Genomic DNA, 14,733 nt, shown 5'->3' on the forward strand with positions numbered 1-14,733 from the left:
TGCCCTGGTCGCGTGCTCCGGACGAAAAGACATCGCTCCCGTACCCTCGGCCGCAGACGTCGCTTCCGTCCCGGCAAGCGCTACCCCTGGCCCGCCGGCTGCACCCGCCACCGGCATAGCCGGCGCCGCGACCGGTGCGGTCGCCAGGAAAACGGTGCTGGATTGCGACGACCGCAGTATCATCGTCGAGGCGACGTGCAGCCCCTTGAATGGCCCGCGCATGCTTGCCTGCACCGCGCAATCCCTCACCGTGAGCAGTCATCCGGGTGGGGAAGTAAAATCGGTGCACCGGTTCATGCCGCAACCGGGCGCCGACGGCGACCCGCCGCTGGTGGAAGAAAAAGTCGGCACGCTCAGTTGCCTTCGTACGGAAGCGAACGAGCGCTACATCGTGGCGAGCATGTACAACGGCGGCAATTGCGAACAATGCGAATGGCACGAAGCCTACGACTGGACAGGCCGCCTGGTGGCGTCGGACCGCGATCGCAGCAAGACGAATGCCGTGCTGGGTGAACTGCTGACGGATTCCTCCCGACACGGCAGCAGTGTGATCGCGAAAAAGGAGCTGGTTGGTTTTTATTCGGCGACGCCGTAATTTGCAACCGCCGACTTACCGTCGAAGCGGCTGCCTGCGCCGAGGTGGTCGGGAGTTCCCCGCCGATTTTTGCGCATGCCGTGACACCTCGCCATACTGGGGGTGCAGGACCTACCCATCGGCGTCAGTCCGATGGGGCGTTGCCGTTCAAGCTGCGACGGCCTCCCGGCCCCGTGGAGGCAGGTCAGCATCCGCCACCACGACCCGGTTGCGCCCGCCCTTCTTGGCCGCATACAGGGCGCGGTCGGCCGCCTGCAGCAGCTCCTGCTCGCCCTCGCCATGGCCGCGCCACTGGGCCACGCCGAACGAGGCCGAGATGCCGGAAATGGTCAGTCCCTGGTGCTGGATGACGATGCCCGCGATGGACGCGCGGATCGCTTCGGCGCACTTCACCGCTTCCTCGGCGCCGCAATCCGGCAGCATCAGCACCAGTTCCTCGCCGCCGTAACGGCACACCACGTCGCTGGCGCGCACCCGCTGCAGCATGGCGCGGCTGGCCGCCTGCAGGACCAGGTCGCCGCCCTCGTGGCCATGGGTGTCGTTGACGCGCTTGAAGTGGTCCAGGTCCACCATCACCACCGAGCAGGCGCTGCGGCTGCGCTGGGCGCGCGCCAGTTCGCGCTTGAGCGATTCGTCGAAGAAGCGCCGGTTGTACAGGCCGGTGAGCGGATCGACGGTCGACTGGTGGCGCAGGGTGTCGCGCAGCGAGACATTGCTGATCGCCAGGCTGAGCTGTTCGGCCAGCGCGACGACGTGGGCGCTGTCGACCGCGTCGTCGTCGCGCCGGGCGTCGTCACGCCGGGCGTCGTCACGCCGGCCGGCGGCGACGACCAGCACGCCGATCACGTCGCCCTGCGAAATCATCGGGACGCAGGTCTGGGTGGCGTGGGCGCCGCCCCGGATCGCGCCGTGGTCGCAGCACAGGTCGTGGTCCAGCGTGGCGACGTGGACCTTGCCGAGCCGCAGGCCCCAGCAGTCGCCCGGCGCCACCATGGGCGGCGCTTCCCCGTCCAGCCCCCAGCTCGCCTTCAGCTCGAGCACGTCGCGCGAGTTACGGTACAGGTAGACCGCGCCCGCCGTGGCCGGCAACAGCTTGCGCAGGAAGACCGGCAGCACGCGCTCCAGCTCGGGCGGCGTCCTGACGCTGTCCAGCGCCTGCAGCATGTCGGCCGCGATCGACAGGCGCTCGGCGCGCACCGCGGACTGCCGCGCTAGCTGCGCATTGCGCTCCGCCAGGGAGCGCGACTCGCTTGCCGCTTGCGCCCGTTCGTTCAGGCTCCTGGTCACGATGTAGACCGTCGCCACGATCAGGACCAGGCTGGCCAGGCTGGCGCCGATGCCCAGCGCCGAGTTGTAGCCCAGGGTGGCGGTCAGCTCGTCACGCAACCTGGTGCGCTCGCCGGCCAGCACCCGCAGCTGAGCGCCCAGCAGCGCGCGCAGTTCGTCCATCATGATCTTGCCGCGCTGGCTGGCCACCATGTCCATGGCGGCCCTGGTGTCGCCGGCCTTTTTCAGGCGGATGGTCTGGTCCATTTCGGCCACCTTCGCCCGGCTCAACTCGGCAATGCGGGCCACCAGCGTCCGCTCCTTGTCCGAGCCGGCGCGCTGTTGCAGCTCCTCGACCGCGGCGGGAATGCCGGCGACGCCGGCGCGGTAGGGGTCGAGGAAGCTCTCGTCGCCGGCGATCAGGAAGCCGCGCTGTCCGGTCTCGGCATCCTTCAGCAGGCTTAGCGTGAGGTTGTAGGCACGCTCCTTGGCGCCGCCCTCCTTCAGGGCGTCGAGGGTGGCGTTGGCCTGGGAGCTGCTGAGGATCGGCAGCGTGGCGAGACAGGCGACGATGACGATGATCAGGGTGCCGAAGAGCTTGAGGCTGGAGTCGAGTCGCGAAAACATGCTTCTAGGAAATAACAATGTTGACGGATCATAACCCAGCCGAGGAAATGCGACGCATGGAGTAACCGGTGAAGTCCCCGCCAATTCGGGCGATTGACGGCGCCGGCATCGCCAGCCGGGCGCGCCCGCCTCACAAATCCACTTTGACGCCCAGCTTGACCAGGCGCGGCAGGCCCGCGCTCAGGCGCGTGCCGGCGCCGGCCCAGTAGCGCTTGTCGCCGGCGTTGTCGACGTTGATCTGCCAGGTGGTGCGCTTGCCGCCCACCAGGGTGGCGTAGAGGCCGCCGGCGCTGAACAGGGTATTCCCGCCCAAGAAGGCCTGGTCCAGGTCGTTGACCGGACGCCGACCGGTAAAGTAAGCGCCGGCGTTGAGCGACAGCCCAGGCACTGCGTCGAGGTCGTACGACAGGAAGCTGCTGGCGGTGCGGCGCGCTGCGTTTTCCGGCAGCTTGCCGTCGTACTGCGCGTTGATGCGCTCGAAGCGCGGGTCGAGCACCTGGGCCGAGCCCTGCCACGACAATTGGCGCGTCAGCTTGCCCTGCGCGGCCAGTTCGATGCCGCGGTAGTGCTGCGCGCCGTCGGCGGTGAAGACGTTGGCGGCATTCGTGTAGTAGCCGGGTCGGCGGATGTCGAACAGGGCCGCCTGCAGCAGCAGGCCGCCCGGGGTACGCCAGCGCGCCCCGAGTTCCTTCTGCCTGCTGACGCCCGGCCCCAGGCGCACGTTCTGGTTGGCGCTGCCGGTCGGCGCCGTCTCGCCTTCTTCCAGTCCTTGGGCGCTGGAGGCGTACAGCGAGACGTCGTCGCCGGGCCGGTAGACCAGCGCCGCCATCGGCGTGGTCTTGCCGACGTCGTAGTGGTTGGCGCCCTGGTCGCTGCGGTACTGCACGGCGCGCACGCCGGCGATCGCCTGCCAGCGGCCGAAGCCGAGGCGGTCGATCGCGTACAGGCCCTTGTCGCGGCTGTCCAGTGCGGCCGTGGTGGGCGTGGCGGGATAGGCACCGACGGTCACGCCCGTCACCGCGACCGGCGCGTACAGGTTCTGCACCGGGATCGTGTAGTTGGCCTGGTAGATCGGGTCCTGGCCCTTGTCGGTGCCGGTGGCGCCCAGGGTCAGGTCGTGCGTGACCGGGCCGGTGGCGAAGGAGCCGGCCAGTTCGGCGCGCAGCATGCTCGAGTCCACCAGCGAATGCTGCAGGTTGCCGGTGATGCGGCCGGCGCCGCCGGCCACGGCAGCGGCGTTGGTGAAGCGGAACACCGGCAAGGCGCGGTCGCGTTCGGTCTGCGCATGGCCGGCTTCCACGGTCAGCGCCCAGTCCTGGTTCAGGGCCAGGTCGGCGCGCAGCTGGGCATTCCTGCTCTCGGCCTTGAACAGCGCCCAGTCCGGCCCCACCAGGCGCCGCGAGTCGACCGCGCGCGGCAGCGCGATCACGCCGCTCACGGCGGTCGGCAGCGCGATCCCGGCCTGCTCGGTCACGCGACGCCTGTCGTATTCGATGTCGGCGCTCAGGCGCAGGCGCTCGTCCACGCGCCAGTCGAGCGCCGCTGAGGCGAAGCCGCGGTTGCCGTTGCCGACGCCGTCGAGGTAGGAGCCGAGCGTGCCGCCGGCGGCATTCACGCGCACGCCGAACTGGCCGCGCTCGCCGAAACGGCGCGCCACGTCGGTCGAGGCCACGGCCGACCCGTTCTGGTCGAGCGTCAGTCCCAGCGTCGTCACCGGCGCCCTGCCGGCGCGCTTGGTGACGAAGTTCACGACGCCGGCCGGCGAGGTGAAGCCGTAGTACAGCGCGGTGGCGCCCTTGAGCACCTCGACCCGCTCCTTGTCCTCCAGCGGCACCTGGGAGAAATTCATGATCGGCAGCGAACCGTTGAGGCGGTAGTTGGTGCGGTTTTCCACCGCGATGCCGCGGATGACCAGCTGGTCCCAGGTGTCGCCGGCGTTCTGCTGGCGCGTCACGCCGGCGGTATTGCGCAGCGCATCATACAGGCCGGCGGCGCCCTGCAGTTCCAGCACCTCGCGCGTCACGACGTTGACGGTGGACGGCACGTCCATCACGTCGGCGCCGCGAAAGCTCCCCGCCTCCACCGTCCGCGGGACGAAACCCTGGGCCCTGGCGGCGGTGATGCGCACCGCCTGCATGGCCTGCTCGTCGCCCTCCTGGGCGGCGGCGATGGCAGGAAAGGCGCTGGAGAGGGCCAGGGCCAGCAAGGAGAGGCGGAAGAAATCGGGGGATTGCAGGCAGGACGACATGGCGCCCGGCTTTCGATGGTTGTTCGGATCACCGGGCATCATATCGGTAATGAGAATCATTTTCAATTAGTAGTTGCCGCAAGCCCTTTCCAGCATTTCATCTATCCATAGCAGAAATCGATGGTTTTGCCGCAGTGCGGCAAAACTTATCATGCATGTCCAACGAACAACACCGTTATCCACGGTGCCTGTCCCGCTTCGCCCCTTGCCGGCCGGCGCCAACGCGCGCGAGGCTGGCGGCCCGCCGGATTGCCATGCCTGCCTGATCGGCGCAGTGCGATGTCCTGCACGACAAGACCACAAACAACAGGAAACAGCATGCACAGAACCACCATCGTGCGCGGCACGCGCAATAGCGCGCACAACGCCGCGCGCAGCAACGCGCGCATCGCCGCCCTCGTCGCCGGCTTGTTCGCCGGCGCCGGACACACGCAGGCGCAGGCGAACGGCCCCGCCGCGGCCGACAACGACGCGGCGGCGCCGGACGCCGCCGCCGTCCAGACCGTGACCATCAACGGCGAGCGCGAACGCGAAGGCGAGAAAGCGCGTTCGCGCGGCGCCCTCGGCAGCCGCTCCGACCTCGACACGCCGTTCGCCACCGCCACCGTCACCAGCGAACAGCTGGAAGACCGCCAGGTCGCCTCGCTGGCGCAGGTGTTCGCGGAGGACGCCTCGGTCACCGCCAAGGGCGGCACCTATACCCAGTCGGCCCACGCCATCGCGGTACGCGGCCTGGCGCTCGACTTCACCAACGGCTTCAAGATCGACGGCCAGCCGTTCCAGATGTACGGCGTCGAGCTGCCGCTGGAAACGATCGAGTCGGTGCAGCTGCTGAAAGGCGCGACCGGCTTCCTGTACGGCTTTTCCGCGCCGGGCGGCATCGTCAACTACGTCACCAAGAAGCCGACCGAGGAACGCACCGCCAGCGTCGATATCGGCTATGCGAGTGCCAGCCTGCGCAAGGCGCACCTCGACGCTGGCGGCCGCTTCGGCAGCGAGCGCCGCTTCGGCTACCGCGCCAACCTGGTGCACGAGCAGGGCGATACCTACAACGGGGTCAGGCTCAAGCGCGACGCCGCGTCGCTGGCGCTGGACGCGCGCATCACGCGCGACCTCACCTGGAACGCCAGCCTGCTGTACCAGGAGCGCGACCTCGATGGCGGCGCGCCGACCGTGTCGCTGCAGGTGTACCCGGCCGCCGCCCGGCTGCCGGCGCCGGTCGACGGGCGCATTAACTACGGCGCCTACGCCACTTCCTACTACGATTCGACGATGTGGATGGCCACCAGCGGCGTCGACTGGCAGATAAACCGCGACTGGAAGGCCAACGTGACCTACGGCCACAGCTACAAGCGCATCGACAGCGCCTACGAGACGCTGTACCTGACCAATGCCGCCGGCGGCTACAGCAACCGCCTGAACCCGTTCTACCGGCCGACCCTGACCTACAACGCGCTGTCGGCGACGATCGAAGGCAGCTTCGCCACCGGCGCCCTGCGCCACACGACGGTGTTCGGCGCCGGCCGCCAGGCGCTGTCGCGCACGCTCAATCCGCAGTCGGCGCTGAGCCTGTTCAGCGCGGCCACCGCCGGCAACCTCTACCAGCCGGCGCCGGCGCTGGTCGACACGTCCAGCATCGACCGCCACACCTTCTACACGATCTCGACCTGGCGCCACCAGTCCGTGTTCGCCAGCGACACCATCGCCTTTAACGAGCGCTGGTCGCTGCTGGCCGGCGCGCGCCGGGTCGACTACCGCAACCTGAACTACGCCGCCAGCGGGGCGCGCACCTCCAGTTACCGCAAGAAGCCGACCTCGCCCACCGTGGCGCTGCTGTACAAGCCGGCGCCGGCCGCCACCGTGTACGCCAGCTACGTCGAGGCGCTGGAAGACGGCGGCACCGTGTCCGCCGTCTACGCCAACGCCAACGAGGTGCTGCCGCCGCTGAAGAGCCGCCAGGCCGAACTCGGGGTGAAGACCGACCAGGCGCGCTGGGGCGCGTCGGCGGCGCTGTTCCGCGTGCGCCGCGGCGCCACCTACGCCGATTACACCGCCGATGCGCGCGGCGTCCTGACGCAGGGCGGCGAGCTGCGCTACCAGGGCATGGAGCTGAACGGGCGCGCCGACCTGCGGCGCTGGCTGAGCGTGAACGCCGGCGCCACCTGGCTCGACGCCACCTACCGCGCCACCAGTCCGGCCATCGTCGGCAACCGGGTCGAGAGCACGCCGCGCTTCCAGGCGGTGCTGGGCGCCGACGTGAAAGTGCCGCAGGTGGCCGGGCTGTCGCTGCACGCCAACGCCAGCTACCTGGGAAAACAGTTCGTCAACAGCGCCAACGCCTGGACCGTGCCGGCGCTGACGCTGCTGAACGCCGGCGCCGCCTGGCGCACGCACGTGGACGGCCGCTGGGTGACGCTGCGCCTGCAGGCCAACAACCTGGCCGACCGCCGCTACTGGTACTCGACCGGTTCGAACGCGCTGCAGATCGGCGCGCCGCGCACGCTGGCCGCCAACCTGCGCGTCGACCTGTGACGACCGCCATCTTGTCCAAGGAGCTTCCATGAAACGACTCACCAGCGGCGCCCTCGCCGCCGCCGCCTTCGCCGCCGCGATCGGCGTACCCGGCGCAGCGACCACGCCCGCCGCGCCGGCCAAGCGCCCCAATATCCTGTACATCATGGCCGACGACCTCGGCTACTCGGACATCGGCGCCTTCGGCGGCGAAATCGAGACGCCCAACCTGGACGCGCTGGCACGCGACGGCCGCCTGCTCGCCAACCACCATACCGGCACCGTGTGCGCGATCACGCGCGCGATGCTGATCTCGGGCACCGACCACCACCTGGTCGGCGAAGGCACGATGGGCGCGCCGCGCGACGAACGCCGTGGCCTGCCCGGCTACGAGGGCTACCTGAACGACAGCGCCCTGTCGGTGGCCCAGTTGCTGCGCGACGGCGGCTACCACACCTACATGGCCGGCAAGTGGCACCTGGGCGCCGGCGAGGAAGGCAAGGGCAAGACGCCCGACCAGTGGGGCTTCGAGCGCAGCTACGCGCTGCTGCCGGGCGCCGCGCGCAACCACTTCGGCCACGAGCCGGCCGATGCGCGCAACTACAGCGAGGACGGCCGCTTCGTGCAGCCGGGACCGGGCTTCTATTCGACCGACTTCTATACCCGCAAGCTGATCGAGTACATCGACGCCCGGCGCGGCGACGGCAAGCCGTTCTTCGCCTACGCAGCCTATACCTCGCCGCACTGGCCGCTGCAGGTGCCGGAACCCTACCTGAGCAAGTACAAGGGCCGCTACGACGCCGGCTACGACGCGATCCGCCTGGCGCGCATCGCGCGCATGAAGCAGCTGGGCATCATCCCCGCCGACTTCACGCCCTACGCCGGCCTGCCGGAGACGCTACGCCAGTCGCCGGCCACGGCCAACAGCGGCACGCCGCAAGCGCGCTACGTCAACGCCGTCAACGGCGCGGCGCAGGGCCACGTCGACTACGGCCCGGGCCGCGTGGTCAAGAAATGGGACAGCCTCACGCCGCTGGAAAAAAAGGCGCAGGCGCGCTATATGGAAATCTACGCCGGCATGGTCGACAATCTCGACCACAACATCGGCCTGCTGATCCGGTACCTGAAGGAGATCGGCGAATACGACAACACCTTCATCATGTTCCAGTCGGATAACGGCGCCGAAGGCTGGCCGGTGGACGGCGGCGCCGACCCCAGGGCCACCGACGAGGCCAACGCCGCGCCGGAGGCGTACGCGAAACTAGGCACCGATCAGCTCAAGCGCATCCAGTACGGGCTGCGCTGGGCCGAGGTCAGCGCCGCGCCGTTCCGCAACGTCAAGGGCGCCTCGCACGAGGGCAGCGTGTCGACCCCGCTGATCGTCCGGTTGCCCGGCGGGTCCGGCCAGGGTGGGCGCCAGCCGGTCCTGCGCGACTGGACCTACGTGACCGACAACACCGCCACCTTCCTGGCCGTGGCCGGCATCGAGCCGCCGCGCCGGCCCGCCCCGCCGGACCCGGACGCGGCCGGCGGCAAGGACCGCAACGCCGGCAAGGTGGTCTACAAGGGCCGCAACGTGTACCCGGTCAGCGGCACTTCGCTGCTGCCGCTGCTGCGCGGCGACAGGCTGGCCGAGCGCGGCCTGCCCGCGGCCGACGAATCCTACGGGCGCGGCTACGTGTTCAGCGCCGACGGCCGCTGGAAGGCGGTGTGGGCCGAGCCGCCGCAGGGACCGACCGACGGCCACTGGCAGCTGTACGACCTGCGCAGCGACCGCGGCGAGAACCGCGACGTCGCCGCAGGCCACCCGGAGGTCGTGGCGCAGCTGGTGCAGCGCTGGCAGGCTTACATGACGCAGGTCGGCGGCGTTGAGCCGCTGCGCCCGGCAGGGTTCTACTGAGGAGATGGCGGCATGCTGAACGCGTTTTACCGTCCTTCGACGCTGTTGCTCGTGCTGGCCTGCATCGGCGCCGCGGTGTGGAGCCGCGCCGCGCCGGACGGCGGCCCCGCCCGCGCCGCGACGTCCCTGGGCAGCGAGGCGCTTTGCGCTGCCAACGGCGGCCTGCCGCCGGGATGGGGCAGCGACGTCCATGCCGGCATGGTGCGGGTGCCGGGTGGCGACTTCGTATTCGGCAGCACGCGCGGCTATCCGGACGAGCGCCCGGCCGATGGCGAACGGCGCCATGTTTCCGCGTTCTGGATCGACCGCACCGAGGTCACCAACGCCCAGTTCGAGCGCTTCGTGCACGCCACCGGCTACGTCACGCAGGCCGAGCGCGAGGGCGCGGCGGTGGTGTTCCACACGCCCGGGGAAGACAAGCTGGGCCGCCGCCCGTACGCCTGGTGGAACTACGTGCGCGGCGCCGACTGGAAGCGGCGCGACGGCCCCGCCGCCGACGGAAACTTGCCCGCCGCGCCGCCGCCCAACCAGCCGGTCGTCATGGTGACCCAGGCCGACGCCCTCGCCTACGCGCGCTGGCTGGGACGCGACCTGCCCACCGAGGCCGAGTGGGAATACGCCGGCAAGGCCGGGCGCGACGGCGAGGAACTGGACACGGCGCCGGTGGACGGCGCCGGCCGCCCGGCCGCCAACTACTGGCAGGGCCCGTTCCCGCTGGCCGACCTGGCCGCCGACGGCCACGCCGGCCTGGCCCCGGTCGGCTGCTACGCGCCCAACGCCTTCGGCCTGTACGACATGATCGGCAATGCCTGGGAATGGACCAGGGACCCGTACGAAGGCCCGCGCCAGCCGCACATGAACGGGGATACGGCGGCCGTCGCCACGGCGGCATCGGCGCCCAGGCCGGACCGGCCGATGGTGATCAAGGGCGGCTCCTTCCTGTGCTCGCCCGACTATTGCGTGCGCTACCGCGCGGCGGCGCGCGAGTCGCAGGAAGCCGACCTGGGCGCCAGCCACATCGGCTTCCGGACGGTCTTGCGCGCGCCCTAGCAGCGTTGCCGCGGCGGCGGCCGGGTCGTCACCGTATCGGCCGCTCCGCCTTGCGCGCGAACCAGGTGGCCAGCGCCGAACCGGACAGGTTGTGCCACACGCTGAACAATGCGCTCGGCACCGCCGCCAGTGGCGTGAAATGGGCGGCGGCCAGCGCGGCGCCGAGTCCGGAATTCTGCATGCCGGTCTCCAGCGTCACCGCCTTGCGCTTGGCCAGGTCCATGCCGAACAGGCGCGCGAACCCATAGCCGAGCGCGAACCCGAGCAGGTTGTGCAGCACCACCGCGGCCAGGATCAGCAGGCCGTTGCCGAGGATCTTCGGCTGGTTCAAGGCGACGATGATGGCGATGATGAACACGATCGTCAGCGTCGACACCAGCGGCAGCGCCTTGACGCTGGCGGCCGCCTGCCTGCGGAAGACCGTCTTGGCGACGACGCCCAGCACGATCGGGACGATGACCACCTGCACGATGTCCAGGAACAGCGAGCGGGTATCGATCGCCATCCACCTGCCGGCCAGCAGCGACACCAGGGCCGGCGTGGCCAGCGGCGCGACCAATGTCGACACCAGCGCGATCGACACGCCCAGCGCCACGTCGCCCCTGGCCAGGAAGGTCATGACGTTGGAGGCGGTGCCGCTCGGGCAGCAACCCACCAGGATCACGCCGACCGCGATCTCGGGCGGCAGCCGCAACGCCAGCGCCAGCACGTAGGCGATGCCGGGCATGATCAGGTAGTGGCCGACCACGCCGATCAGCACGTCGCGCGGGCGCCGCAACACGGCGCGGAAATCGGCCGCCGACAGGGTCAGGCCCATGCCGAACATGACGACGCCGAGCAGCGGCGCGATCCAGGTTTTATAAGCGACAAACAGCTGCGGGAAGAAAAAGCCGAGACAGGCGAACAGGATCACCCATAGGGAAAACGTCTTTCCGACGACGTTGCTGGCTTTTTCCAATGCGTTCACGCGTGCCCTTTTCGCTGTCGATCGATGCGCCCGTCCGCGCACCCCATGTGGCGGACCGGACGGCATTGTAGCCAATCGACACCACGATGTCCTGCTCGCTCGATATTTCAATCGAAGCATCAATCGGTTAGTTGCATTTAAACAGTTATGGGCAGTGTCCTTGAACCGGTGACGCATCGGTTCACCGCACCCATGGGCCCTATCGAGATATCAAAATTCCCCAAACAAACATGTTGCAAGTAAATAAACACTTCCCTTTAGCATAAACATTGCTTAATATATTTATAAATTATCAAAGTTTCTTGTTTAATTACCATAAGGAAAATAAGTGAAATCGTTCAGCAACCATCTCGTCGCCCTGTCCCTTGCCACGTTGTCCGGCATCGCGGGCGCGGCCCCGGCCTTTACCGTCACCTACGAGGCGCCGGGCGTTACCGACACCACCGCGGCGTTCACCACCAAGGGCGTCGAGCGTTTCACCACCCGCCAGACCGGCCTGAATCAATCGTTTACCACGACCTTCGGCATGACCGGTTCGGGTGCGATCACCGGCACCTACACCAACGTCGATATCGCGAATCAAAACCTGTATGGCGGCGCCGAGGGCAACTATGCGCTGACGTCGACCGGCAGCGCTTCGTCGGCGATCTATTCCCTGTCCCTGTCGAGCGCGGACCCGGTAACATATTTCGGATTCTGGCTGTCGGCCCTGGATGCGGGCAACCAGTTGAAATTCTTCAAAGGCGACGAGCTGGTCTTCAGCTTCAGTCCGGATGCCGTGCTGGCGCTCACCGGCAGCTGCGCGACCGGCACCAGCAATCCCTACTGCGGCAATCCGAAGACCGGGGAAAACACGCCGCAGCCCTACGTCTTCCTGAACTTCTTCGATCAGGATGCGAGCGGCTTCGATCGCGTCGAGTTCTCGGAGACCGTCGCCAATTCGGGCTACGAATCGGACAACCATACCGTCGGCCGTTATGTCACGACCAGCGGCACGGTGCTCAATCCGGTCCCGGAACCCGGCTCGCTGTCGCTGCTGGGCTTGAGCGCGGTCGCCCTGGTTGCCGCTCGCAAGCGCAAGAAGCGCTGACGTTCGGAACGAATGCCCGGTGCCGGTGCACGAGGGCTGGCCGGCGCAAGACCCTAGTCTAGACCAGGCAGAACCCGATGACCAACTGCGGCCAGGAGCGACTGGACGGCCTGGTCGCGGCCGCGCGCTGCCGGCCGGCGTGATGCGGCAACGGCGGCCGGCTGCTGAGAAAGCGGACCGAAAGCGGACCGGATCGGCATAGGGGCGGCCAGATAAACTGACCGGTCCCCTGCCACACCACCCGGCATGCGGGTCCGCACCGGGCGGTTCGAGTAGTTGAGGTTATGAGAGTCGTGGCATGCCAAGACGATCAAAGTAGGCAATCGTGAAAATCCGGTTGAGCAGGTAGCGACTATTGCGTTGCCATCTGCGGCTATTCGCCGCGACTTGACGGGCCACAGCAGCCGGAGCGCCCAGAGCCAGTAATTCACGGTAGATCGTCGTCCCGCGCCGCCAGTGTTTGAGTTGGATAGCCCGCATCCGGTGACGCATCCATTCGTCCAGCTTGCGCCAGACTTTCGGGGTTTGCGTCAATCCGAAATAAGCCTTCCAGCCCAGGACGTAGGGGCGTAGACCTTCAATCACCTGTTCGATACTGCGTCCCCCGGATCGCCGGGTGAGTTCCCGGATTCGCTGCTTGAACTTGCTCAACGCCTGACTGGCGACCTTGCGTTTTACCTCGCCTTTCGGAGCTGCCCGAAAGGCGTAGCCCAGAAATTTGCGGCCAAATGCGCTTGCCACCGCACTTTTCGATTCGTTGATCTTCAAGTGCAGCTTGTCGTAGCGACGCTTGAGCAAAGCCATTACCCGCTCACCCGCTTTCCGACTGCGCACATAAACATTGCAGTCATCGGCATAGCGGGCAAAGCGATGCCCCCTTCGTTCCAGCTCGCGATCCACCTCGTCGAGAAGCACATTGGCCAGCAACGGCGAGAGCGGCCCGCCTTGCGGCGTGCCCTCGGCGCGTTCGACCACCACGCCGCCATCCATGATGCCCGCGTTCAGATAAGCACGGACCAGCCAGATTACGCCAGCCTCGTTCACGCGTTTCTTGAGACGATCGATCAGGATGTCGTGGTTGACCCGATCAAAGAATTTCGACAGATCGACGTCGACCACGGTGCGGTAGCTATAGTGGACCCCGAATTTGAGACAGTGGTTTAAGCTGTCGTCCGCGAAAGGATGACAGCGAATGAGTGAAGGTAAAAAACGCAGGGTGCACAGTGCCGAGTTCAAGGGCAAGCTCGGGCTGGAAGCGGTGCGCGGGGTGAAGACGATCAACGAGATCGCGCAGGAGCACGACGTGCATCCGCAGTTGGTGACGCAGTGGAAGAAGGAGATTCTGGAGAACGCCGGCGCGCTGTTCGACGTCAAGCGCGGGCCGAAGCCGGTGGACGAAAGCAGTCCCGAGGACAAGCTGTACAGCGAGATCGGCAAGTTGAAGATGCAGGTGGATTGGCTCAAAAAAAAGCTTGGGGAATGAGTCCTGCCGAGCGGGCACGGTGGATTGCGCGGGAAGACGCGATGCCGCTGACCATGCAGTGCGAACTGGCCGGCGTGCCGCGTTCGACGGTGTATCGGCGGCTGGAAGCGGTAACACGCCAGGCATGCATGAACGAGGAAGACGACCGATTGCGCGCCCTGATCGACGAGGAATACACCGGCCGGCCGTTCTACGGTAGCCGGCGCATGGCGGTGTTCCTGCGAGGTCGAGGGCACCAGGTCAATCGCAAGCGCGTGCAGCGCTTGATGCGGGAAATGGGTCTGGCGGGCATGGCGCCGGGGCCGGCGACGAGCAAGCCGCATCCGCAGCACAAGGTCTATCCATACCTGTTGCGCGGGGTAGCAGTCACGCGACCGAACCAGGTGTGGAGTACGGATCTGACCTATATCCGCCTGGCGCGTGGCTTTGCCTACCTGGTGGCGATCATCGACTGGTACTCGCGCCGGGTACTGGCCTGGCGCATCAGCAACAGCATGGACGCGTCGTTCTGCGTGGACTGCCTGGAAGATGCGCTGCGCCACCACGGCAGGCCGGATGTATTCAACAGCGACCAGGGCGCGCAGTTCACCAGCGACGCCTTTACCGGCGTGCTCAAGCGCGAAGGTGTGGCGATCAGCATGGACGGACGCGGGCGGGCGCTGGACAACATCTTCGTCGAGCGCTTGTGGCGCAACGTGAAGTACGAAGACGTGTACCTGAAGGGTTATGCCAACATGCCCGAACTAACAGTCGGCCTGGCGCAGTACTTTGTGTTCTACAACGCCGAGCGACCGCATCAGGCGTTGAGATATGAGACGCCGGATCATGTCTACCGCGCCGGTGTCGGAGGCGGTGCGCTGATCGTCGACAGGTTCGGCGACGCGGGCCTAGAGCAAGAAAAAATCGGCAGTACGGGGCAGCGCCGGGCAGCTGCTGAAGTGGAAACGGACACAGCTTAAACTAGCCGGCTGAGTGTCTTGACTGATGGGTCCACTT

At 67.5% G+C, this 14,733-nt stretch carries 10 protein-coding genes; 6 read left to right on the forward strand and 4 right to left on the reverse strand.

What is annotated here, in order from left to right:
* Positions 1-154: 154 nt before the first annotated feature.
* The gene (locus HH212_RS22725) at positions 155-595 is read left to right on the forward strand and encodes a hypothetical protein (RefSeq protein ID WP_211172398.1); all 441 of its coding nucleotides are present in this window, start codon (positions 155-157) and stop codon (positions 593-595) included.
* A gap of 147 nt (positions 596-742) precedes the next feature.
* On the opposite strand, the gene HH212_RS22730 is transcribed toward HH212_RS22725, so the two are convergent.
* Together HH212_RS22730 and HH212_RS22735 are read right to left on the reverse strand one after the other, a co-directional pair.
* The gene (locus HH212_RS22730) at positions 743-2,488 is read right to left on the reverse strand and encodes a diguanylate cyclase (RefSeq protein WP_170204571.1); all 1,746 of its coding nucleotides are present in this window, start codon (positions 2,486-2,488) and stop codon (positions 743-745) included.
* A gap of 130 nt (positions 2,489-2,618) precedes the next feature.
* Positions 2,619-4,736 (reverse strand): TonB-dependent siderophore receptor, encoded by a 2,118-nt coding sequence (locus HH212_RS22735; protein ID WP_211172399.1) that lies wholly within the window; start codon positions 4,734-4,736, stop codon positions 2,619-2,621.
* A 318-nt stretch (positions 4,737-5,054) separates the two neighbouring features.
* On the opposite strand from HH212_RS22735, the gene HH212_RS22740 reads away from it, so the two are divergent.
* The 3 genes from HH212_RS22740 to HH212_RS22750 are packed head-to-tail and all read left to right on the forward strand — an operon-like array spanning position 5,055 to position 10,197.
* A complete protein-coding gene (locus HH212_RS22740) occupies positions 5,055-7,268 on the forward strand; it encodes a TonB-dependent siderophore receptor (protein WP_170204572.1) in 2,214 nt (737 codons plus the stop codon).
* 28 nt (positions 7,269-7,296) lie between these two features.
* Positions 7,297-9,147 carry an arylsulfatase gene (locus HH212_RS22745; protein ID WP_170204573.1) on the forward strand — a complete coding sequence of 617 codons (1,851 nt, stop codon included), beginning with the start codon at positions 7,297-7,299 and terminating at the stop codon, positions 9,145-9,147.
* Between the two features lie 12 nt (positions 9,148-9,159).
* Complete coding sequence (locus HH212_RS22750; RefSeq protein ID WP_170204574.1) at positions 9,160-10,197, forward strand: formylglycine-generating enzyme family protein; 1,038 nt, start codon at positions 9,160-9,162, stop codon at positions 10,195-10,197.
* Between the two features lie 28 nt (positions 10,198-10,225).
* Here the strand turns inward: HH212_RS22750 and HH212_RS22755 are convergent, their stop codons facing one another.
* Entirely contained in the window at positions 10,226-11,164 is a 939-nt protein-coding gene (locus HH212_RS22755) for a bile acid:sodium symporter family protein (RefSeq protein WP_170204575.1), read from the reverse strand.
* 328 nt (positions 11,165-11,492) lie between these two features.
* Here HH212_RS22755 and HH212_RS22760 point away from each other — a divergent pair, with 328 nt between their 5' ends.
* A complete protein-coding gene (locus tag HH212_RS22760) occupies positions 11,493-12,254 on the forward strand; it encodes an Npun_F0296 family exosortase-dependent surface protein (RefSeq protein WP_170204576.1) in 762 nt (253 codons plus the stop codon).
* Positions 12,255-12,536: 282 nt separating this feature from the next.
* Here the strand turns inward: HH212_RS22760 and HH212_RS22765 are convergent, their stop codons facing one another.
* Entirely contained in the window at positions 12,537-13,535 is a 999-nt protein-coding gene (locus HH212_RS22765) for a reverse transcriptase domain-containing protein (protein WP_255486853.1), read from the reverse strand.
* Between HH212_RS22765 and HH212_RS22770 the strand changes: the two genes are divergently transcribed.
* A protein-coding gene (locus HH212_RS22770; RefSeq protein WP_229217358.1) for an IS3 family transposase occupies positions 13,447-14,696 on the forward strand; the annotation gives its coding sequence in 2 pieces (ribosomal slippage) (positions 13,447-13,732 and positions 13,732-14,696; 1,251 coding nt in all). The two genes, HH212_RS22765 and HH212_RS22770, sit on opposite strands and share 89 nt — an antisense overlap.
* Positions 14,697-14,733: the final 37 nt, after the last annotated feature.

This window comes from Massilia forsythiae, from assembly GCF_012849555.1.
Lineage (GTDB): Bacteria > Pseudomonadota > Gammaproteobacteria > Burkholderiales > Burkholderiaceae_D > Telluria > Telluria forsythiae.